We start from the raw sequence: 21,104 nt of genomic DNA on the forward strand, positions 1-21,104 counted from the left end.
GTCCCCTCCTATTTGGCATATAAATACATGAGTCTCGGTGCACCGGATTGAGAAATCGCTTCTTTAATGTTTAAGAAATCAGCTTCGCTTTTAAACATCTTATTTGCAGTCATTGAAAACAGCGAGGCAAGGCCGGCTGATTCTTCATAGCTGACAACAGATGCGCCGGCAAGGTTTTTGTGGTCCTTTTTCATCGCTTTGACCGCATCTTCATAATAGCCGAGCTCATCAATGAGATGGTTCTGTTTCGCCTGGCGGCCGTCATAGACACGTCCGTCGGCAATTTTTTTCACGTCATTTTCGGACATGCCGCGCCCTTCGGCAATAACATCTACAAACCCTTCGTACGCGTCATCGACCATTGACTGCATGATTTCTCTTTCTTTTTTCGTCATATCGCGCGTCGGTGACATGATATCTTTAAACTCACCGCTTTTAATCGTCTCCGTTTTTAATCCAAGCTTCTCTGCAAGCTTGCTGTAGTTAAGGCTTTCCATGATGACCCCGAGTGAACCCGTCAGCGTGTCAGGCGCTGCAAAGATTTTGTCGGCAGGCGTTGAAATGTAATAGCCGCCGGACGCAGCCATCGATCCCATTGATACGTAAATCGGTTTTTTCGTATCTTTTTTGATCTCTTCAAGCTTCTTATGTATCTCAGCGCTCTCGTATACTCCGCCACCCGGAGAATTGACGCGCAGAACAATGCCCTTTACGGCAGAATCGTCTTTTGCTTTTTCAAGCATTTGCAAAAACGATCTGTGGTTGTAGCCTTCAGAGCTGAACAGGCCTGAAGCGCCGCCATTGTCGGAAATCGTTCCGTTCACTTCAAGAACGGCGATTTTTCTTGAGCTGTTTCCTTGTTCAAGCACCGTTTCTTCCTGGGTGTCATTGAGGCCAAACTGCATCTTTCCGTCATTCCCCATCGTGTCAAATACTGCAAGCAAAAGGCTCATCACCGCAGATAACGCAAAAACGCCCAGCGCGATGACAAGTGCGATCCATCTTTTCGCATTCATTTTGTCTGTTCTCCTCCTTTGAATAAAAAAGCTGCATGTCTTAGTACGTATATGAAGAGAAAAAGTTCATTATGATGCCGCTTCATATACAAGAAGTTTTTGGACATGGTAAACTAAGGGTCACAGGTCATTTTAACATATATGTTAGATGGCAGAAAAATCTAAACTTAACAGACAAAGGGGAGAATGATTGTGACAGACCGCCGAAACATTTATTTCTTTTACAAAAAAAGCGAAGAAACCGACGAGCAGTGCAAAAAACTGAAACAGCTTGCCGAAGAACACGGATTTCGCGTCGTTCACCATCACAATGAAGCCAATATTATCGCAAGCATCGGCGGCGACGGGACATTTTTGCAGGCTGTTCGAAAGACGAACTTCAGGGATGACTGCCTGTACGTAGGCGTGGCCAAAAAGGGGAAAGCTCATTTGTATGCGGATTTTAATATATATGATACCGATAAAATGATTGAAGCGACAAACTCGGAGCAAATCGAGGTCAGAAAATATCCTCTGATCGATGTAACCGTTGACGGGACCAGCTTTCAATGTCTAAATGAAGTATCCATCCGTTCAAGCATTATTAAAACATTTGTAATGGACGTCTATATAGATGATCTTCATTTTGAAACATTCCGGGGGGACGGAATGATCGTGTCCACTCCGACCGGAAGCACCGCTTATAACAAATCGGTTGATGGGGCAATCGTTGATCCGCTGATTCCATGCATACAGGTGACAGAGCTCGCTTCATTGAACAACAACACATACAGAACCCTCGGCTCGCCGTTTATTTTAAGCGCGGATCGAAAGCTGACATTAAAAATCGTCCAGGACGGGAACGACTATCCGATCATCGGCCTTGATAACGAAGCCTTCAGTACGATGAATGTGAAAGAAGTCGAAGTCAGCCTCTCCGGCAAGATGATCAAAACCATTAAATTAAAAGATAATTCGTTCTGGGAAAAAGTAAGGCGCACATTTCTATAATTTTGAAAACCTTTTCATTAAAAAAGAGCAAGACGATCGTCTTGCTCTTTTTTGCGAATGCCTATAACGAAATTTTCACTTCCGCATTCATGCCGGGAAGCAATTTGGCGGACGGATTTTGAATCGAAATCTTGACTTGAACTTTCTCGGTGACTTTCGTATAGTCTCCGCTTTGGTTCATTTCCGGAAACATTGAAAATACCGAATCTGTCGCATATCCGATCTCTTCGACCTTCCCTTCAAACGTTGTATCAGGGTCCCCGTCGACTTTGATGTCCACTTTGTCGTCTTTTTCGATATCGCGTAATTCCGTTTCTTTAATATGAGCCGTAATATATATGTTATCCATATCGGCAGTTTGACCGATGACAACCCCCGCATTTACGATTTTATGATTGACGGCTGTATTTTTGACCAGTGTTCCGTCGGAAATGGCTTTGACAGCTACCGACTGCTGCCCGTCCGATATTTTTCCGAGGTTGTCGCCGTCTGATATATGGTCGCCTTCTTTTGCATCCCAGCCGCTTAATTTTCCGGAAGCAGGCGCCGTTATTTTTGTCATATTTGCGGAAACCCTTGCTTCATCCGTCGTGACATAATGTTTATTTTGATAATAGTAATATCCGCATACAGCGACAAGCGCTAAAGTTGCGATAATACCAATCATATTGATGATCATCAAACGTCCTTTACTCATGTTTATCCTATCTCCTTTTGTTGACTTGCTGAAGGGTCTGGCAGGCGAAGGCGCTTCTGAACGAGCGATCTTCCTTTTCCGGTCGCTGCCTTTCCAATTGAAGCCGCAAGCATGATGATGCTTAGCCAGAGCAGTATCGTAAACAAATCGTGATATGCGCCAAGGGCTGAAGCTTTTCTGGCATTTGCAACAATCGTATAGGCCGCCATGTTCTTCGCATCACCAACAGAAAGCCCGCTGCTGACAAAATCACGAATCATTTTTGACAATTCCAGCTGAATTTCAGGATCAGCTTCACTGATATGTCCTCTTATCATCTCGTAGTGCACCGCATTCTTCATTGAAGCAAACCAGCCGATCACCGGTGCAGCCCAGGCACCGGCGAAATTGCGGATAAAGTGAAGCGAAACCGAGCGTTTTGAAGCTTGGTGAATATCTCCGGCAAGCGCCGTGCCCAGCGCTCCCGATACCAATACCATGCTGACGCCGCTGCCCAGCAAAACAGCATGAAGATATAACGACTCCATCGAAACACCGGGTTGAACCGATCTCCATTCCATACCGACGATGATCATTTCCAAAGCGCCGATACAGCCGAGCAATCCGGCGCCAAAATGATCATACAAAAGCGTGCTGAGCACGGCAGTAGCTAAAATCCCTGCGAAAAAACACAAATAAAAGCGTGTCATGCTTTCAAAAGAAGCCTCTGCAATGTTTTCCAAAAATCCGTTTATCCCGGCAAGGGAAACAATGATTGCAATGTGTGAAGCAACGGCCATGACTGTCCCGGAAACAGCTTTTGCGGACCACAGTGAACGAAACGGCACAAGAGGTTCCCGGGCGCGCAAGTCTGTAATGACAAACAACGCCAAAATGATGAATCCGGCCAAAAAGAACGGCCACACATAAAAAGAATGAACACCCGTCTTCTGCAAATTGATAAGCGGCACCGTCAAAACAACCATGAGCAATGAGAGCATAAAAACGCCCGTCTTATCAATCGAATGATGCTCCCGCTCATCCGCTGCTTGTTTCGGCAAAGAAAAGAAGCCGATCACAAGGCAAAGGACAGGCGAACAAATATTTAATATAAACACCCAGCGCCATGCATCCGCGCTGAGTGACAGGGAACCAAAAACCGCTCCGATGGCAGAAGCGCCGAACAATCCGCTAATGACGAAAAACAAAAACAAATTGCGGACCTTGTTCGGAAACGAAATCAATTTGACAGGAAGAATCGTCAAAAATAACATTCCGGAGCATAATCCTTGTATCACCCTTCCGATAAGAAGCGAAAACAAGCCTGCTGAAAATGCGTCGATCAGCGAGCCGCATAAAAATAAGGTGATGAGTGTCAGGTAGCTGTTCCGAATGCCGAACCTCCTTGAAAATATACGTCCAAGCGGAACACCGAGAGCAAAAGCAAGATTTGTCAAAATGGACGGAATCCGCATATCGTCCGGTGACAAATGAAGTCCGTTTTGAATGACGACTTGACTGAGCGTATAGGAAAGATTAAGAAAATATTGCGGCCCAATGGCCAGTATCGTTAAAACCGAAATGATCAAATACTTCGGAATGCCGATTTTTTTAGAGCTCGGGATCGCCACATCAGATTGACTCATAAGCGCTCCTCCTTTAGTTATATATTTCATATTACAAGTTGTATTATGCAAGTTAAATTATACATCCTTCCCGCAATAAATCAACCGAAAGAAAAAGAAAAGGCTGATGATCGTCTGACCAACCAGCCTTTAGCCGCTTATTTGCTCCACTTTTTAAAATCCTGATTCAGTCTGATCAAATGGGTTTCCAACGTGTTCAGTTCTTCTGTTGTCCAGTCTTGAAGAACCTCCGTGTATACATGATAGCGGGCCTTTTGCACTTTTTTCAGAGCATCAATGCCCTCCGAAGTCATCTCCACAAGGCTGATCCGGCCGTTGTTGGGATCAGGAAAACGTCTGATGAGCTTTTTCCGTTCCAAGGCTGAAACTTGTCTGCTTGCTGTCGACAGATTCAGCATTAAGGTTTCAGCCAGCGAGTTGATGGCGAGAGGACTTTGCTTATCAAGCTCGCTTAACAGCAGATATTCCGAGCGGTCCAGACTTCCAAAGCGCGGGCTGTAGGCCGTCGTCAGACGGACCAAAAGCGCGATTTCTTTCTCTATGTTTCGGAGTGAGTCATGACCCAACGGATATTCCCTCCTCTTTGTGTGGTTATTCAGCTTTCGTTTTAAGTGCGATTTCCCGTTGTCTTAGTTCAAAGCGCTTGATTTTCGCCGAAGGCGTTTTCGGCAGTTCTTCGATGAATTCTATCTCCCGGGGGTATTTATAAGGGGCCGTCATGGCTTTTACATGGTCTTGTAATTCCTTTGTCAGGTGTTCATTTCCGCGGGATGGGTCCTTTAAGACAACGTATGCTTTCACGATCGATCCCCTGATTTCATCAGGGCTTGCCACAACAGCACATTCTTTGACCTCAGGATGCTTGATCAGCGCATCTTCAACTTCAAACGGGCCGATTGTATATCCTGAGCTGATGATCACATCGTCATTGCGGCTTTCAAACCAAAAATAGCCGTCTTCATCCTTTCGCGCCTTATCCCCTGTTATAAAGTAATCCCCTCTTCTTTGTCGGAGCGTTCGTTCTTGATCTTTGTAATATTCTTTAAAAAGAGCCGGCGTGCTTAAGTGAACGGCAATATCGCCTGTTTCGCCCGGGGGACAGCTCTTTCCATTCCCGTCAATAATATCAACCAAGTTTCCAGGCGTCGGTTTTCCCATGCTTCCAGGCTTGATTTTCATACCTTTTAAAATCCCCACCAACAGCGTGCTCTCCGTTTGTCCGTATCCGTCCCGCACAGCAATATGAAAATGCTTTTTAAATGTATCGATGACTTCCCTGTTCAACGGCTCTCCGGCCGAAACAGCGCTGTGCAGAGAAGACAGGTCAAATCGGGACAAATCATTGACTTTCGCCATGAACCGGTACTCTGTCGGCGTACAGCACAGCACATTGACTTGATGGCGCTCAATCAGCCGCAAATACGTTTCCGGCGTGAATTTTCCATGATAGATAAAGCCGGTTGCACCGCTACCGAGCACTGCTAAAAACGGGCTCCATACCCATTTTTGCCAGCCCGGCCCTGCTGTCGCCCAGACGAGATCCCCTTCCGAAATGTCAAGCCATGCGGAAGCTGTCGTTCTTAAGTGAGCATAAGCCCAGCCGTGTGTATGTACAACCCCTTTTGGCTGACCGGTCGTGCCGGATGTGTAAGATAAAAATGCGATGTCATCGCGAGAGGTATCCGCCGCTTGAAAATCCGCTGCAATGGCCTGATTCATTTTTTCGAGCAGATTGATCCACCCTTCGCTGCTTTCTCCGACGGCAAATAACGACAGTGCCTCTTTTGAACGAACATCTAGAAAAGCATCAAGAAATGCTGAATATACGACGGCTCCTTTGACGCCTGCATGCTTGATCCTGTAATCCAAGTCTTTCGCCCGAAGCATTTCGGAACATGGGATGACCACCATTCCAGCTTTTAAAATGGCCATGTACACGGCATACGTTTCCGGTATCCGCGGCATCATCACGATAAGCTTGTCACCTTTTTTCAGTCCAGAACGGGTCAATATGCTGCCGATTTTGTAAGCCTTTTCAATCAATTTTTCATAGGACCATGACACTTGACGCCCTGATTCATCTTCCCAGATCAAAGCGGTTTTATCACGGGAAGATTTAAATTTTTCAATTTCATCAACCGCATTATACTTCTCCGGCGCAATCAAATCTTCTCTTCTCAACCCTTCCATCTCCTTGTCTTGTGCCATCTTTTTATTATACATAATCCTTTCATACAATTGTATTCCGAAATGCCTATTTTGCAGAACATAAAAAAGAGTGGGGATTAAACCCCACCCATTATCCATTGCTTTTTAATTTTAATTATTGTTGTGTTCCACCCATTTGCTGTTGAGCGAAAGAAACTAAACGCTTAGTGATTTCTCCTCCAACTGAACCGTTTGCACGAGAAGTAGTTTCTGCTCCAAGGTTAACGCCAAATTCAGAAGCGATTTCGAATTTCATTTGGTCGATAGCTTGAGCAGCACCAGGAACCAATAGTTGGTTAGAACTGCTTTGTCTGTTGTTTTGAGCCATGTGTTCTCACCTCCTTGTGAGTATAGATTGTGTAAAAACACATGACTTCATACAAAGAATGTTTGGTAATTGTATGCAAAAACAGACAAAGATGTTTGATTGAATATTCCTTTAGAAAAAATCCGCAAATTGATCTTTCGTTTCCGCTTTGCTGCTCAAAACAATCGTTTCCGTGTTTTCCACAGCTTCGTTGATAAGCGGTTCGAAATCTGTGTAGCTTTCAAAGTGTTCGATTTTCTCTTTTTTCGGACGCGTTTTCGGCGCAGAAGGCGTAAAGATCGTGCAGCAGTCTTCGTACGGACGTATGCTGATATCGTACGTATCGATTTCCTTCGCTTTTTCGATGATTTCCGTCTTATCCATGCCGATTAAAGGGCGCAAAACCGGCGTGCTCGTGACCGCGTTGATGGCATACATGCTTTCAAGCGTCTGGCTTGCCACCTGGCCGAGGCTTTCCCCTGTAAAGATCGCAAGCGCGTTATGGCGTTCGCGCAGTTTGTCGGCGATCTGGAGCATCAGCCTTCTGGTCGCCGTCATGGAATAGTTCTCGGGAATCTGCTTTTGAATGAGCTCTTGAGTTTTTGTAAACGGAACGATATGAAGCTTGATGTCTCCGCCAAAAGCCGTAAGCCGCTTAGTAAGATCGATCACTTTTTGCTTGGCCCGCTCGCTTGTATATGGCGGGCTGAAAAAGTGAACGGCTTCGATCTCAAGTCCGCGCTTCATGGCATAGAACCCGGCAACAGGGCTGTCGATTCCGCCGGATATCATAAGCATCGCTTTTCCTCCGCTTCCGACCGGCAGTCCGCCCGCACCTTTTTCATCCCGGAATGTCAAATACGTGGCATCTTCCCGAATTTCGATACGCAAATGGATGTCCGGGGAGTGGACGTCAACGGTAAGATCGTCGGTGTTGCGCAAAATGTGTCCTCCGATCTCGGCATTCATCTCATTTGTATTTAATTCAAACTGCTTATAAGCCCTTTTCGTCGATACTTTAAAGGTATCCCCGGGCTTGTATTGTTCTTGAACAGAAGCGAGCGCCGTCTCTTTAATGCTTTCCAGATCTGTCCGGCACTTCACGGCAAGACTGAACGATTGGATGCCGAAAACGTGTTTCAGACGAGCCATTACAGCTTCAGCGTCTTCTCCGTTTAATACGAGAGTCATTCTGTCGCGTGTTGATTCATAACGGACGTTGCGGAAATCGCGCAAGACCATTTTGATATTTCTTTTCAGGCGATCGACAAAAAGCTTTCTATTCTTTCCTTTTGTTGAAATTTCGCCAAATCTGATTAAAATGTAGTCCTCATTCATTGTGCCTCTACCTCATAATTCCTTTTAGTTTGTGTAAACTTTCTTTTAAGGCCGTCATAAACGGGCCGACAATCTCATGATTATCCCGGTACGTCATGCTGATTCTGATGCTGCTTGAGGCCGCACCTTCACCTTTTCCCATTTCTAAAAGCACCTTGCTCGGCTTATGCTGTTTTGAAGAGCATGCTGATGTCGTCGATACGAAAATATCCCGCTCCTCTAGCATATGCAAAAGGACCTCAGCCTTCAATCCCGGAACGGAAAAATTGATGATATGCGGCGCGCTGTTTTCTTCCGGCGTATTTAATATAACACCTTTCAGCTCTTTTAGCTCCTTGATAAAAGCTGATTTTGCCGCCTTTATTTCTTCTATATAATGGTTATAATCCTGTTTTGACAAATTGATCGCTTTTGCAAGTGTAACGGCGCCGGCGGTATTTTCAGTTCCAGCACGCCTGTTGTTCTGCTGTTCTCCTCCGGAAATCAAAGGAAAAAGCGAGATCCGTTCGTTTAGAATGAGGGCTCCTGTTCCCTTTAAGCCGTGAAATTTGTGACCCGAGATTGTACAAAGGTCAATGGCTGCCCCGGAGATGTCCAGCGGAACCTTGTTGATGCCCTGAACATGATCAACGTGAAAGTATGCCCTTGTGTTTTCTTTTACGATTTTCCCGATTTCTTCCAGAGGCTGGATGACGCCTGTTTCATTGTTGACGTGCATGATGCTTACAAGAATCGTGTCTTTGCGGAGCGCTTGTTTCAAGTCTTCAAGAGAAACAAAGCCATGGCCGTCGACAGGAAGATATGTAACCTCAAAGCCGAAGGCCGTCTTCAGCTGCTCCAAGGATTCCGTCACAGACGGGTGTTCAATGGAGGAAGCAATGATATGCTTTCCTTTTTGCGCATGTGCCAAAGCAATGCCTTTAAGCGCCATGTTATTGGCTTCTGAAGCGCCGGACGTAAACACGATATCATGATTTTTTAGCGAAAGCGCCGATTTAATCTGTTTCCGCGCTTCAGAAAGCAATTGATCCGCTTCAACGCCGTGGCGGTGCAGAGACGACGGGTTGCCGAAGAAGCGCTGATTTACTTGTTCATAAATTTGTAATAATTCAGGATATGGTTTTGTTGTTGAACTATTATCAAGATAAATCATGATCTACTCCTTTAAAATGAACGTTCTTTTTCATGACTGTATATGTTATCATATCAACTTGTAATTGAAAATTAAAAATAAATGTTTGACTTCTCTGATTTTTAAAATATAATAGTCTTTGGACTTTTGTCATATTATATCACGAAAATAAATTGACAGAAAATTTAAACAAAATGCCAGGAGGTTCTTTTTAATGAAAACTTCACTATCCGCTAAGGAAACGACGGCGATTGGGCTTATGCTGTTCGCCCTCTTTTTCGGAGCGGGAAATATGATTTTTCCTCCCCAGCTTGGTCAAGCTGCCGGAGAGAATATTTGGCCGGCTATCATCGGATTCTTGCTGACGGGCGTTGGTCTTCCTCTGCTCGGCGTCATCGCGGTTGCTTTAAAAGGGAGTGCAAAAGGCCTAGCTGACAAAGCCCACCCGGTCTTCGGCACGATATTAATCGTCAGCATTTATTTAACGATCGGACCTTTATTTGCCATTCCGAGGACGGGAAACGTTTCATACGTCATAGCGGTTGAGCCGTTTTTAGGAAAACATTCGTCAAGTCTTTATCTGTTCATCTTTACCCTGATCTTTTTCGGGATCACTTATTTCTTGGCGTTAAACCCAAGCAAGCTTGTTGACCGCATCGGTAAAATTTTAACACCGATATTATTGACTGTAATCGCAATCTTAGTCATCAAAGCGTTTATCACCCCGATGGGCAGCATCGGGTCTGTGACAGAGGCTTACCAATCCGCACCGCTGTTTGTCGGATTTTTAGAAGGGTATAAAACGATGGATGCGATCGCTTCAATTGTTTTTGGAATTGTCGTCATTACGGCAATTAAAGACCGCGGAGTCACAAATCCAAAGTCAATCGCCGCTTCATGCATCAAAGCGGGGATAGTCGCTGCAGTCGGTCTCGGACTCGTTTACGTTTCACTCGCTTATTTAGGGGCGACAAGCGTTGAAACCGTCGGTTCGCTCGACAACGGCGGCGAAATATTGTCCAAAGCTTCCGCATATTTGTTCGGCTCGCTTGGAAATGCCGTGCTCGGCATCGCGATCTTGTTCGCCTGCCTGACGACAAGCGTAGGACTTGTTTCTTCTTGCGGAGAGTATTTTTCAAATCTGATTCCGAAGCTCTCTTACAAAGCAGTTGTCATCATTGTGACGCTTTTCAGCCTTGTGATTGCCAATTTCGGACTGACAGAAATCATCTCGTTTTCAGTACCGATTCTGTCTGCGATTTATCCGCTTGCGATCGTCGTCGTTTTGCTCTCATTCATTGATAAGCTGTTTAATGAACGGCGCGAGGTCTATATCGGCGCCCTTATCCCGACAGGAATTCTGAGCATCATCGACGGATTAAACGCGGCGAAAATCCCGCTGGGGCCGGTTAACGATATCTTAAAAGCGAACATCCCGCTGTTCAGCATGGGTGTCGGCTGGGTCGTTCCGGCTGTTATCGGCGCAGTGATCGGTTACATTGTGACATTTTTTATCGCTTTGCCGGAGGACAAATTAAAGAACGTCAGCTGACCTTTGCAAAAAACAGCTCTGTTTAAAACAGGGCTGTTTTTTTATCTTTCATTTCTTTAGACAAAAAACCCGGCACACATCTTTACATGCCGGGTTTTTGCTTTATTCAGGCTGCTTCGCGTCCGCTTCAAGCCGGGCCACTGCTCCAGGCGACGCTTTTTCCACCGCTCTGGCGGCTATGTCGTAAGCCTCTTCATACTGATATGCGTAAAAACAGTTTTCTGCTTCTTTCAGCTGTTCGGAAAGGATACGGTCCTGGCTTCTGAAGCGGTTGCCATATTGAATGATGCGTTCGATCAGCAAAACCAGTTCAACCAGTTCGTCCGTCTTTGTTTTCACTTCCGTGACAAGCTGTTCCGCCTCTTGAAGACGTTCGTTCACCGCATCCATGTTCAGCGGCAGCTCATTCAACTGTTCTGTCACTTTCTGCACAGTCGTCTGCGACTGTCGGATCTTTTCGGTTATGGCCTCCGGGATGCCTGGAACATTGCTTTTCTCCAGGCTGCGCGCCGTATCCTTGATTGTCTGCTTCAATTGCTTGAGAAGCTCTCTTGCCTGAAGCTCTTCTTTTCTCAGCATTTGCAGCATGTCTCTGTATTCGTCATGCTCCCGTTGCGCGGCTTCCATCTGCTTTTCGATATCGGCAAGCTCTTCTTTTAACAGCGAGTAGGCGACATGTTTCTGATCAAGCCTTTCTCTCACTTGTTCGAACTGCTTTTCGATCATTTCAAGGCGCTTTTCATATGACTGCTGCTTCTCCAGTTCGCCGGTAGTCAGTCTGTAGCCTTTCTTGACGAGCTCGGTTTCAGCTTCGGTATCCTTTTTGGAGGCTTCAAGCTTTTCCAATGCAGCGGCAAGCTCAGGCACTTTGCCCAAAATTTCCTGCCCTGCTTCGACTTCATGCTCGAGCTGGTTATACAGCGTCTGGATCGTTTCATCAATGATCTGCACGATTGCGGCGGCTTCCTCTAAATCAAGCTCGTCCAAAAGCGCATCTTCAGCGCGCTTCAATTCTTTCAAAAGGTTTTCGAGCTCCTTCTCCACTTGAATATGATCGAGCTTATACCCTTTATCGATCATTTCCTGATAGCCGGCTTTCAATTTTGCGATTTCCTGCGGAACTGTCTGCTTGCAGCTGGCAAGCAGTTTCGGCACATCGTCTATGTATGATTGAAGCTCTTCAAGCAAACGGTCTTGGGCAAGCAGCACCTTTCTGGCTTCTATGTAATTTCCGCCTTCTGTTTCCTCTTCAAACTGTTTAATGCCTTCCCACACGGTATCGAGGTCGGCTTCAATTTTCGCATAGAGGTCTCCGTACAGGTGGCTGTATGCCAAAAGGTTTTTCCGCACTTTTGTATAACGTTCTTTTACCTCTTCGATTTCTTTGCGGTTCTGCTCTTCGCTTGAGACAAGATCGGCGATTTCCTTTAAGATGTCTTCAATGTTGGACTCAGCCGCTGATAAAAGATTCTCAATATGCGCGAGCACCTGTTTCGATTTTTGAAAACGGTATTTGTCGGCGCAATCCTCGGCTTCAAACAGAAGCTCTTCGACTTTGGGCATATGCGAGGTGACGATTTCATCCCATTCCCGGCGCCATCTTTCAAAGAATTCCTCAGTCTGCCCCGTCATTTTCAGATGCTTGATTTTTGACATCTCTTCCACAATCGAACGGTTCATGATTTCGATTTTCCAAGCTTCTAAACGGTCGATCTCTTTATATATATTTTTTCTGAATAAGTAGCCCGTAGCGAATAAGATTAAAAATAACGCCAGTAAGCCAATGACAAACTCCATAATGAGCCCCCTTGCTGTTTATCTTGTTCTGTCAGGGTATGATATTTGAAATTGTTATGTAAAAATGAAGTTAAACTATCGTTTTCATTGTTCTTATGATACCATGTAACCAACATTTTTTGAGCAGAATTTTTAATTTTTTTACATCAAAGTGACAACATCTGACTATTTTTTTACGGGGTGACATCATGCTGAAACGAGACGGTCATGTTCATTCTCCCTTTTGTCCGCACGGATCAAAAGACGAATTCAGATATTATATAGAAGAATTGTGCAAAAAAGGCTTCCAATCCGTATCCTTTACTGAGCACGCGCCGCTTCCGCCTTCATTTATTGATCCGACTCCGGAGAAAGACAGCGCCATGCCGATCTCCCAGCTGGGCCGCTATATTGAACGGCTGACCGAACTGAAGGAAGAATACAGAGGACAGCTTGACATTTTGATCGGTCTTGAAGTCGATTATATCCGCGCCTTTGAACATGAAACGAAAGCTTTTCTCGATCAGTACGGCACACATCTTGACGACAGCATCCTGTCCGTTCATTTTTTGCCGGCTGGATCTTCATACATCTGTCTTGACTACGATGAAAAAGCGTTTCAGCAGCTGATCGACTGCTACGGCAGCACAGAGCAGGTTTATCTCGCCTATTATGACGAAATCTATTCTTCCATTGTATCACCGTTGGGAGCATTTAAGCCAAAACGAATCGGCCACATCACGCTTGCGAAAAAATTTGTGAAGCTGTTTCCGTATACGATGTCAGAAAGCGTCAGAAAATCGGTCTCCTCCTGTTTGGATGAAGCCGCAAAGCGCGGATACGAACTTGACTTTAATACGTCCGGCCTCCGCAAGCCTTATGCAGGCGACGTCTATATGGAAGAATGGATGATAAAAGAAGCGGAACAAAAAAACATCCCGCTTGTCTTTGGGTCTGATGCCCACCAAGCAGAGGATGCCGGATTTGGTTACGAACATTTTGAGAGCCGCTTGGCTAAATAACGGCGGCTTGCCGACCTTCTCTGTACAACAGACTGAGAAGCCATGTTTTGACTTCCTTGTAATACGCCTGATAAAAGTACGGCTCGTGCGGCTGTACATACAGCACTTCTGAAATATATTGAGGCTGCAGATAAGGCATCATTAAAAGCGACTTCAGCTGAATCATAAAATGGGAAAGGGGAAAACGGGAAAATTCATTGTCCTCATTTCCCTTTTCAATGATCAGGTGGAGAATGTACTTTTCTTTTGTTAAATATGTCGACATCACTTCGCGATTCAGTGTGGAATCAATCGTGACTTCGCGATAAACAAACCGAGTTAATTGACGGTGCTCATGCTGATACGATAGAATATCAAAAACCAATTGAAGAAGGCAATCCGTTGCACCTGCATCCGGAAGGCGTTCATAACCCTTTTCAAGGACTCTTAAATAGCCTTCATAAAAACGGGATATCAAATGCTCCATTAAACCGCCTTTTCCATTAAAATAATAGGAGATGTGGGCGACATTGACATTGGCTGCTCGGGCAATTTCGCGGACGGATGTTCCTGAAAAACCTTTTTGGTTGAACAGCTCCACGGCAGATTCGATGATCCTGTCCTTCGTGGTTGAAATAGCGTTTGATCCCATCTTGTTTCACCCCTTCTTACTTAAAACAATTCCACTTCAAGCGGAATTGTTCCTGTAAAAAGTGCTCGACAAATAGCATCACGGCAAGCGTGTTTTTGCCATTTCAAAGAAAAAGCGAGGGAAATTATCATGTTTCATGTCGAAAAAACAGAAGGCAGCAAAGAAAAAAAATACGAGCTTCTCCTCAAACAGATCGATGCGCTGACAGAAGGCGAACCTGATATGATCGCCAATACAGCAAACGCCTCCGCTCTTTTATATCAATCATTGGAAGACATCAACTGGGCGGGTTTTTATTTTGCCAAAGACGGCGAGCTTGTGCTCGGGCCGTTCCAGGGACTTCCTGCATGCGTAAGAATCCCGTTCGGGAAAGGCGTCTGCGGCACCGCTTATACAAACGGCCGGATCGAGCGCGTTGAAGATGTGAACGCGTTCCCCGGACACATTGCGTGTGATGCGGCATCCCAATCCGAAATCGTAGTTCCGCTTGAAGTTGACGGGAACATCATCGGGGTGCTCGATATCGACAGCCCGATTAAAAACCGCTTCGATGAAACAGATGAGTATTATTTGAAAAAGTTCACAGAGATGCTTGGAGAGCGTTTAAGCGAAAAGAGCCGGTAAATCCGGCTCTTTTTTAATGTGTCATAAACCTGTTTTTCCCGTTTCGCTTTGCATTGTACAGCGCGACATCCGCCTCTTTAAAAAGGCAGGTTAAAGATTTCGGACGATCTTGAGACCAATTGGATACCCCGCACGAAATCGTCACCTTTGGATCAGTGCATTCCCTGACAAGCGTAATCAGCCTCTCAGCAAGCATTTTACCGGTGTTCAGCCCTGCTTTCGGCAAGTATACCGCAAGCTCTTCTCCTCCCCACCTTGCTGCGACGTCCTGGTCGCGGATGTTTCGCTGGATCACCCTGGCGACTTGAATGAGAATATCATCGCCTTTCTGATGGCCGTACGTATCGTTAATCTGTTTAAAATCATCGATATCAATCAATACGAGTACGCCGCTCTCATCCGCTTTCATACTGTACCCGATTTTTTCATCGAAATAGCTTCTCGAGTAAAGCTCTGTCAAACGGTCTGTTTGAACAAGATACTTCAGCCGGTCGCGCAGCATCAAATTCGACACGGCGAGCGTGGAATGCCTGATCAGCGTCTGAAACAGCTTAAACATTTCAAATGAAAAAGAGCAGACGTTTTTTTTCAATACGATGACAAATCCTTTGTTTTCATTATTCTCCAGCATCGGAACGCCCATTAATGAAGCATAACCGTCATTTCCAAAAAACGAAGAACCGTTTCCGACAAATACCCCGTTTTCCTCTGAAATCTTTTCTTTAACATAGCGGATATATGGAAGGGCCGCATCCGTCTGAAAAAAACTGGTGCTTCCCGGCAGCAGGGTTTCCTCGTCCAAATGATTTTTATAAAAAAAGCCCACCTCTTCGGCGCCAAATGAACTGATCAGCCTTTCGGACAAACTCTTCATCATATCAGGGAGGCGTTTCGTCCGGTTCAGCTGATGCGATGTTTCATTAATCAGCTCCAAATTTGAAATCATATTCTGCGACTGTTCGTAAAGCCGGGAATTTTCAAATGCTTTCCCTGCCGCATTCGAAATAATGCATATATCCGCTGCCGTATCGGCAGCCCCTGGTCCAAAAGCCTTCAAAACGCCATACGTTCCCTGCCGGCCTTTAATCGGAATGTAAACTTCCGATTCATTTTTGCTCTTCGCCTGTCCTGATAAGTATGCCTCTAAGGCGAAAGAATCGGTCGATTCGCTTTGCACATCTAACTCTATCGCAGGAAGGCTGATGTATTGGTCCTCGTCGTATGACAAGAAAAGACAATATGCCAAAAAAGGAAAAACACCCCTCAAACTTTCAACCATTGTCTTGAGCACCTGCTCCTGATCCATCAGCTCATGCAGCAGCGCCGTCTTTTCATAAATCTTTGTTTTATTGAGCTCCTCATGAAATAATGCATCAAGTTTCAGACAATGCATTAAAAACAGGAGGATGGATTCAGCAAGACGTTCTGGTACTTTATGATTCTTTTGACACAAAAGTTCTATATATTTGCTGTTTTCTTCTATTGTTATAATGATATAATAATCATTAACTCGGCTGATCTGGCCGCTTTGGCCGTTCGCTCCCTGCGGACTTGAAGAAGGACGCAATGTAAGAGATATAAACGAAAAAAATGACTCTGCTGCCGCTTTTAGCCAGGCAACAGAGTCATCGTACGAGACGGCCGGCTTTTTTAAAAGAAATTGGAACAGCTTCTGATGAAAAGACAGATATAGGTCTTCAGTTTGTTTGTTCATGGTCATCACCTTAAAAAAATCCGTTTTATGTATTTTATTTTCCTGATTATATCATAAAAAACAGGACTTTATACTTATTAATGATTCAGACTCTTTGGGACAGTCCATGAATGGTTGACTTTGCACAGCGGACATTATATAATCTTCTTTGTGTGAAATAATGCAGCCTTTTTGTTCTGCTTCTGTGTTTCATTTTGTTCCTTATCTATTAAGGTGTATCGTGTAACTCTTTGCTGCTGGAGCGAGGATACATGAAAACAAAATGGACATGGCTGAATTGAACAGATGGGTTTTATTTTCACAAAAATAAAACCAAAGGAGGAGTCACATTATGGCTCGCTATACAGGTCCAAGCTGGAAATTATCCCGCCGTTTAGGCATCTCTTTGAGCGGTACGGGTAAAGAATTAGAAAAACGTCCTTACGCACCAGGTCCTCACGGTCCGGGACAGCGTAAAAAACTATCAGAATATGGTTTGCAATTGCAAGAAAAGCAAAAGCTTCGCCATATGTACGGTGTGAACGAACGCCAATTCCGCAACCTTTTTGACAAAGCTGCGAAAATGGCTGGTAAACACGGTGAAAACTTCATGATTCTTCTTGAAGCACGTCTTGACAACATCGTTTACCGTCTTGGCCTAGCGCGCACTCGCCGCCAAGCACGCCAATTGGTAAACCACGGTCACATTCTTGTTGACGGAAGCCGCGTTGACATTCCGTCTTACCAAGTTAAACCTGGCCAAACGATTTCACTTCGTGAAAAATCTCAAAACCTTTCTGCAGTTAAAGAAGCGGTTGAAGTGAACAACTTCGTTCCTGAATACCTGACTTTTGACGCTGAAAAGCTTGAAGGTTCACTAACTCGCCTTCCAGAGCGTTCTGAGCTTCCTGCTGAGATCAACGAAGCATTGATCGTTGAGTTCTACTCTCGTTAATAGAAAATGCTCTTTAAAGAGCATTGGCAAAAACCCTGGAATTGTTGATATATCAGCGATTCCAGGGTTTTTTGTTGTATTCTTCTTCCCCCGTTGATTCGGGGAGATTGCGGGCTGTTGATAAGCCGGGAATAAAACGGACCCAGCTCATAAGCGTCGGGTTTTTAATAGATGATTTTTCTTGCAAGATACCTCCTCACAAGCAAGATATGACAAACGTCTCCTTTTCTCTTATGCATATATTCGGTAAAATCAAATCGTTGGTTAAAGAATGAAAACGGAGGAGTGACCAACAAATGCTTATGTTTTTTGGTAAGTTTCTCTTGTTCTACTTGTTCTGTTTAGCTGCATTCGCCATTTTCAAAGTCATGTACTACAATATCAGCAAAAAATGGGTTGCAAAGACTGAAGATGGCACTAAACTGAATTGGGCTTTGAATGTCTTTGTTAAACACGGTAAGAAAATGGACAGCAACGACTGCTTTGTAATGGGGGTGTTAGCGGGATGGTGTGCGATTTATTTATAAAAAACTCCCGGAAGGCTTCGATGAGGGCTAAGATCCGTCCCGCGATACGAGGGGCATGAACTTCAGTGACTGCTTTTGTTTTAGCCTCGCCCATTTGACTGTCTCCGGTATCTCAAAACCATCTTGAATCGTCACTGAAATTGATATGCCAAACAATCTTCGGAAATACGGGCATCTCTCATTAAAAATCAAGTTAACAGTCGTTCCCCTTCGGTCTTCTTCAGACTATAAAAAACCCCAATCGCCAGATGATTGTCTAACAATTGGGGTGCAATTTACGATACATTTACTTTTGGATCTGGTCCATATTGATTTTCTTTTGTTTCGCCAGCCTGACAGTAAAAAATCAGCAGAATGACAGCACCGATAATCGGCAACAAGCCAATTAAAATCCACCAGCCGCTTCTTCCGGTATCATGCAGCCTGCGGACATTGACAGCCAAAGAAGGCACCAAAACAGCCAACTGATAAATTAAGATCAGGACGTACCCGAGGAATCCACCGCCATACCCGATGATATATCCTACTTGATATCCATCATATCCTTCCGCTGTCATGATTCCTGAAATAAATAAACTTACGATCATTACTGTTAAGATAAATAAAATAAAACATATGATACCGTTAAACAAATGAAACAACCAATATTCCTTTCGTCTTGCTCTCCCTTCAAAATTCGCATAATTCCTCAAGCCTTTCCAAAACCACTTCATACAAGTTCCTCCATTGTCAAATCTATAAATTTGCGAAAAACATATGAATTATACCATAAAATATCATTATCAACCATTTACTTGAAGGATGCTCCCAAGTCATCTTAGAGGAACATTTTTTTAATTGGAATTTGAGCTGTGCCTTTTCAAAATTTCAGTTCTCATTTCACCATTGCTTCTGTATAATATGAATCATCCATTTCGCCTCTGTAGCTCTAGAAGGGAAGAGCGCCGTAAAACATTGTAGGAACGGGTCGCAAGGCAAGGGTTTCAGAAGCACCGAAAAGCAAATAGCTGAGACAGGTGGAATTCCTGTCGGTGAAAGTCCGTAGGGAAGCGTGTTCTCCCCTAGCCTATGCTTACGAGAGGAGTGCGGGTTCGAATCCCGCCGGAGGCATTGTTCTTTGTTCTCGAAGAAGAAGCCAAAAAAACAGACAGAAATTCACTGTCTGTTTTTTACGGCTTTAATCTGTCATATATTCCATCATCCGGCACAGGCATACGAGAGGAGAGGACATTCCTTTTTCCTGTATGAAGCTCTTCAATTCTTCCCGTGCATATGTCTGGAAATCAATGGGTCGGCTTGATCCAGCACTATCTTCTTTCATGATGACGGGAGACCCGGCTTCAAAGTATTGATTGTACCCTTCGTTAACGGCTATGATGTCCGGCTGATGCGCGGAAATTTCTTCGCGGACACCTTCATACCAAGGGGGCCCTAAAGACCCTCTACTTCAGCCACTTTGCTGCATTTTCCGTCTGATTCAATTGATTGTATCCGTCAGCTGACTGCTGCGCCTCTTGTTTTCGTTCCGTTTCCAGCTGCTTGTTGTAATCTTCCATAAACTTTTCTTTCGCCGCAATGAACAGGTTCATGCTACATTCCTCCCTCTTCAACGATGAAAATGCTCTACCTATTACATCTATATTTTTGACATTTCCTGAATGAACATACATGAAACATACGGACACAAAAAAACCCTTGCCGTTTGGCAAGAGCTTTTTGATTATTTATAAGTCAGCAGGAAGTATTTCTTTTTACCGCGGCGAATGACGGTAAACTGTCCTTCGATGCGGTCGTCGCCGGTGAGGACGTCCGCAACATCGGTGCGGCGCTCGCCGTTAACGTATACCGCGCCGTTTGTGATATCTTCGCGCGCCTGGCGTTTAGACGGAGACAGCTTGGATTGGACGAGCACCTCAACAAGAGGCAGTTCATCCGCTTTCTCAAGTTCCATGGAAGGAACCCCTTTAAAGCCGACCTTCACTTCTTCAGCAGTCAGCTGTTTAATATCTCCGCTGAAGAGTGCTTTTGAGATGTTGACAGCCTGCTCAAACGCTTCACGGCCGTGTACAAGAACGGTCACTTCTTCGGCGAGGCGCTTTTGCGCTTCGCGTTTTTCAGGCGCCGTCTCTGCTTTTTCAGCGAGATCTTCAATTTCTTCTTTGGACAAGAAAGTGAAGTATTTTAAGTATTTCACGACATCCCTGTCGTCGGTATTGATCCAGAACTGATAAAACTCATATGCCGATGTCTTCTCTTTATCAAGCCAGATCGCGCCGCCTTCCGTTTTTCCGAACTTCGTGCCGTCTGCTTTTGTCACAAGGGGAATCGTCAATCCGAAAGCTTTTGCATTCTCTTCAGATTTGCGGATAAGCTCGAGGCCTGACGTGATATTGCCCCACTGGTCGCTTCCGCCGATCTGCAGCTTGCATTCCTGGTTTCTGTACAAATTCAAGAAATCGAGAGACTGTAGGATCATGTAGCTGAATTCAGTATAAGATATGCCCGTCTCGATTCTGGAGCTTACCGTATCTTTGGCAAGCATGTAATTGATTCCAAAGTTTTTGCCGACATCGCGCAGGAAATCAATGACGTTCATTTTGCCGATCCAGTCATAGTTGTTCGCCATAATCGCCGGATTTTTTTCAGCTTCAAAATCCAGGAAACGCGAAAGCTGGTTTTTGATTTTCTGCGACCATTCGCGGACGATTTCTTCATTGTTCAGCGTGCGCTCCGCTTTCTTTCCGCTCGGATCGCCGATCAGGCCCGTCGCTCCGCCTACGAGCGCAATCGGACGATGTCCGGCCAGCTGAAAGCGGCGAAGCATTAAAATCGGCAACAGGTGTCCGATATGCAGACTGTCAGCTGTCGGATCAAATCCGGAGTATAAGCTGATTTTTTCTTTATCCAGCAGTTCTCTCAAGCCTGCTTCATCGGTTTGCTGCTGAATCAGTCCCCTGAAGGACAAATCATCAAGTAAGTGTGTCATCATCATTTAGCTCCTTTTTTCCAAA

Annotated in this window: 21 protein-coding genes; 6 read left to right on the forward strand and 15 right to left on the reverse strand. The window is 44.9% G+C overall.

The features are described 5' to 3' along the window. Positions 1-8: 8 nt before the first annotated feature. Positions 9-1,016 (reverse strand): signal peptide peptidase SppA, encoded by a 1,008-nt coding sequence (gene sppA / locus KI350_RS02675; RefSeq protein WP_003184383.1) that lies wholly within the window; start codon positions 1,014-1,016, stop codon positions 9-11. A gap of 192 nt (positions 1,017-1,208) precedes the next feature. Here sppA and KI350_RS02680 point away from each other — a divergent pair, with 192 nt between their 5' ends. Beyond that, the gene (locus tag KI350_RS02680; protein ID WP_009329373.1) at positions 1,209-2,006 is read left to right on the forward strand and encodes an NAD kinase; all 798 of its coding nucleotides are present in this window, start codon (positions 1,209-1,211) and stop codon (positions 2,004-2,006) included. 61 nt (positions 2,007-2,067) lie between these two features. Here KI350_RS02680 and KI350_RS02685 read toward each other — a convergent pair whose 3' ends face one another. From KI350_RS02685 to KI350_RS02715, 7 genes are all read right to left on the reverse strand, one after another. Beyond that, positions 2,068-2,703, reverse strand: a complete 636-nt coding sequence (locus KI350_RS02685; RefSeq protein ID WP_003184388.1) for an HlyD family secretion protein — start codon at positions 2,701-2,703, stop codon at positions 2,068-2,070. Positions 2,704-2,705: 2 nt separating this feature from the next. Next, positions 2,706-4,328, reverse strand: a complete 1,623-nt coding sequence (locus KI350_RS02690; RefSeq protein ID WP_009329374.1) for an MFS transporter — start codon at positions 4,326-4,328, stop codon at positions 2,706-2,708. 137 nt (positions 4,329-4,465) lie between these two features. Continuing rightward, a complete protein-coding gene (locus KI350_RS02695) occupies positions 4,466-4,894 on the reverse strand; it encodes a MarR family winged helix-turn-helix transcriptional regulator (RefSeq protein ID WP_003184392.1) in 429 nt (142 codons plus the stop codon). Between the two features lie 25 nt (positions 4,895-4,919). Beyond that, the gene (mbcS, locus tag KI350_RS02700) at positions 4,920-6,518 is read right to left on the reverse strand and encodes an acyl-CoA synthetase MbcS (RefSeq protein WP_031314684.1); all 1,599 of its coding nucleotides are present in this window, start codon (positions 6,516-6,518) and stop codon (positions 4,920-4,922) included. Positions 6,519-6,651: 133 nt separating this feature from the next. Next, positions 6,652-6,864: an alpha/beta-type small acid-soluble spore protein gene (locus KI350_RS02705; RefSeq protein WP_003184396.1), complete on the reverse strand. Its 213-nt coding sequence runs from the start codon at positions 6,862-6,864 to the stop codon at positions 6,652-6,654. A gap of 111 nt (positions 6,865-6,975) precedes the next feature. Further along, on the reverse strand, positions 6,976-8,181 hold the full coding sequence (gene thiI / locus KI350_RS02710; RefSeq protein ID WP_003184398.1) for a tRNA uracil 4-sulfurtransferase ThiI: 1,206 nt from the start codon (positions 8,179-8,181) through the stop codon (positions 6,976-6,978). A 7-nt stretch (positions 8,182-8,188) separates the two neighbouring features. Next, a complete protein-coding gene (locus KI350_RS02715; RefSeq protein WP_003184401.1) occupies positions 8,189-9,334 on the reverse strand; it encodes a cysteine desulfurase family protein in 1,146 nt (381 codons plus the stop codon). Positions 9,335-9,527: 193 nt separating this feature from the next. On the opposite strand from KI350_RS02715, the gene brnQ reads away from it, so the two are divergent. Next, positions 9,528-10,865, forward strand: a complete 1,338-nt coding sequence (gene brnQ / locus KI350_RS02720; RefSeq protein ID WP_003184402.1) for a branched-chain amino acid transport system II carrier protein — start codon at positions 9,528-9,530, stop codon at positions 10,863-10,865. A gap of 102 nt (positions 10,866-10,967) precedes the next feature. On the opposite strand, the gene ezrA is transcribed toward brnQ, so the two are convergent. Further along, positions 10,968-12,662, reverse strand: a complete 1,695-nt coding sequence (gene ezrA, locus KI350_RS02725; protein ID WP_003184408.1) for a septation ring formation regulator EzrA — start codon at positions 12,660-12,662, stop codon at positions 10,968-10,970. Positions 12,663-12,850: 188 nt separating this feature from the next. On the opposite strand from ezrA, the gene hisJ reads away from it, so the two are divergent. Beyond that, complete coding sequence (hisJ, locus tag KI350_RS02730; RefSeq protein WP_212930428.1) at positions 12,851-13,663, forward strand: histidinol-phosphatase HisJ; 813 nt, start codon at positions 12,851-12,853, stop codon at positions 13,661-13,663. Here the strand turns inward: hisJ and refZ are convergent. After that, positions 13,656-14,294: a forespore capture DNA-binding protein RefZ gene (gene refZ / locus KI350_RS02735; protein WP_020452593.1), complete on the reverse strand. Its 639-nt coding sequence runs from the start codon at positions 14,292-14,294 to the stop codon at positions 13,656-13,658. The two genes, hisJ and refZ, sit on opposite strands and share 8 nt — an antisense overlap. Positions 14,295-14,423: 129 nt before the next feature. On the opposite strand from refZ, the gene KI350_RS02740 reads away from it, so the two are divergent. Next, complete coding sequence (locus KI350_RS02740; protein ID WP_065643625.1) at positions 14,424-14,918, forward strand: GAF domain-containing protein; 495 nt, start codon at positions 14,424-14,426, stop codon at positions 14,916-14,918. Positions 14,919-14,931: 13 nt separating this feature from the next. On the opposite strand, the gene KI350_RS02745 is transcribed toward KI350_RS02740, so the two are convergent. Then, on the reverse strand, positions 14,932-16,632 hold the full coding sequence (locus KI350_RS02745; RefSeq protein WP_065643624.1) for a sensor domain-containing diguanylate cyclase: 1,701 nt from the start codon (positions 16,630-16,632) through the stop codon (positions 14,932-14,934). 331 nt (positions 16,633-16,963) lie between these two features. Between KI350_RS02745 and rpsD the strand changes: the two genes are divergently transcribed. Continuing rightward, positions 16,964-17,566, forward strand: coding sequence for a 30S ribosomal protein S4 (gene rpsD / locus KI350_RS02750; protein ID WP_020452596.1), 603 nt, complete (start codon positions 16,964-16,966; stop codon positions 17,564-17,566). Between the two features lie 52 nt (positions 17,567-17,618). Here rpsD and KI350_RS23160 read toward each other — a convergent pair whose 3' ends face one another. Beyond that, positions 17,619-17,753: a hypothetical protein gene (locus tag KI350_RS23160; RefSeq protein ID WP_261379622.1), complete on the reverse strand. Its 135-nt coding sequence runs from the start codon at positions 17,751-17,753 to the stop codon at positions 17,619-17,621. Positions 17,754-17,862: 109 nt separating this feature from the next. Between KI350_RS23160 and KI350_RS02755 the strand changes: the two genes are divergently transcribed. Continuing rightward, the gene (locus tag KI350_RS02755) at positions 17,863-18,093 is read left to right on the forward strand and encodes a hypothetical protein (RefSeq protein WP_065643623.1); all 231 of its coding nucleotides are present in this window, start codon (positions 17,863-17,865) and stop codon (positions 18,091-18,093) included. Between the two features lie 275 nt (positions 18,094-18,368). On the opposite strand, the gene KI350_RS02760 is transcribed toward KI350_RS02755, so the two are convergent. The 3 genes from KI350_RS02760 to tyrS form a co-directional block, all read right to left on the reverse strand. Next, positions 18,369-18,806 carry a DUF805 domain-containing protein gene (locus tag KI350_RS02760; RefSeq protein WP_026579070.1) on the reverse strand — a complete coding sequence of 146 codons (438 nt, stop codon included), beginning with the start codon at positions 18,804-18,806 and terminating at the stop codon, positions 18,369-18,371. Between the two features lie 729 nt (positions 18,807-19,535). Beyond that, positions 19,536-19,682, reverse strand: a complete 147-nt coding sequence (locus KI350_RS02765) for a hypothetical protein (protein WP_165395385.1) — start codon at positions 19,680-19,682, stop codon at positions 19,536-19,538. Positions 19,683-19,813: 131 nt separating this feature from the next. Then, a complete protein-coding gene (tyrS, locus tag KI350_RS02770; protein ID WP_023855507.1) occupies positions 19,814-21,079 on the reverse strand; it encodes a tyrosine--tRNA ligase in 1,266 nt (421 codons plus the stop codon). Between the last annotated feature and the right edge of the window lie 25 nt (positions 21,080-21,104).

This window comes from Bacillus sp. J41TS8, assembly GCF_018333035.1.
In the GTDB taxonomy this organism is placed as follows: Bacteria; Bacillota; Bacilli; order Bacillales; family Bacillaceae; genus Bacillus; species Bacillus paralicheniformis.

Excerpts from the sequence above, each read along its gene's own strand:
- thiI (WP_003184398.1), bottom strand. The coding sequence starts at position 8,181 with ATGAATGAGGACTACATTTTAATCAGATTTGGCGAAATTTCAACAAAA.
- KI350_RS02685 (WP_003184388.1), bottom strand. The coding sequence starts at position 2,703 with ATGAGTAAAGGACGTTTGATGATCATCAATATGATTGGTATTATCGCA.
- tyrS (WP_023855507.1), bottom strand. The coding sequence starts at position 21,079 with ATGACACACTTACTTGATGATTTGTCCTTCAGGGGACTGATTCAGCAG.
- KI350_RS02715 (WP_003184401.1), bottom strand. The coding sequence starts at position 9,334 with ATGATTTATCTTGATAATAGTTCAACAACAAAACCATATCCTGAATTA.
- ezrA (WP_003184408.1), bottom strand. The coding sequence starts at position 12,662 with ATGGAGTTTGTCATTGGCTTACTGGCGTTATTTTTAATCTTATTCGCT.
- refZ (WP_020452593.1), bottom strand. The coding sequence starts at position 14,294 with ATGGGATCAAACGCTATTTCAACCACGAAGGACAGGATCATCGAATCT.
- KI350_RS02755 (WP_065643623.1), top strand. The coding sequence starts at position 17,863 with ATGCTTATGTTTTTTGGTAAGTTTCTCTTGTTCTACTTGTTCTGTTTA.
- brnQ (WP_003184402.1), top strand. The coding sequence starts at position 9,528 with ATGAAAACTTCACTATCCGCTAAGGAAACGACGGCGATTGGGCTTATG.
- mbcS (WP_031314684.1), bottom strand. The coding sequence starts at position 6,518 with ATGGAAGGGTTGAGAAGAGAAGATTTGATTGCGCCGGAGAAGTATAAT.
- sppA (WP_003184383.1), bottom strand. The coding sequence starts at position 1,016 with ATGAATGCGAAAAGATGGATCGCACTTGTCATCGCGCTGGGCGTTTTT.
- KI350_RS02745 (WP_065643624.1), bottom strand. The coding sequence starts at position 16,632 with ATGAACAAACAAACTGAAGACCTATATCTGTCTTTTCATCAGAAGCTG.
- KI350_RS02705 (WP_003184396.1), bottom strand. The coding sequence starts at position 6,864 with ATGGCTCAAAACAACAGACAAAGCAGTTCTAACCAACTATTGGTTCCT.
- KI350_RS02690 (WP_009329374.1), bottom strand. The coding sequence starts at position 4,328 with ATGAGTCAATCTGATGTGGCGATCCCGAGCTCTAAAAAAATCGGCATT.
- KI350_RS02740 (WP_065643625.1), top strand. The coding sequence starts at position 14,424 with ATGTTTCATGTCGAAAAAACAGAAGGCAGCAAAGAAAAAAAATACGAG.
- rpsD (WP_020452596.1), top strand. The coding sequence starts at position 16,964 with ATGGCTCGCTATACAGGTCCAAGCTGGAAATTATCCCGCCGTTTAGGC.
- KI350_RS02760 (WP_026579070.1), bottom strand. The coding sequence starts at position 18,806 with ATGAAGTGGTTTTGGAAAGGCTTGAGGAATTATGCGAATTTTGAAGGG.
- hisJ (WP_212930428.1), top strand. The coding sequence starts at position 12,851 with ATGCTGAAACGAGACGGTCATGTTCATTCTCCCTTTTGTCCGCACGGA.
- KI350_RS02765 (WP_165395385.1), bottom strand. The coding sequence starts at position 19,682 with ATGAACCTGTTCATTGCGGCGAAAGAAAAGTTTATGGAAGATTACAAC.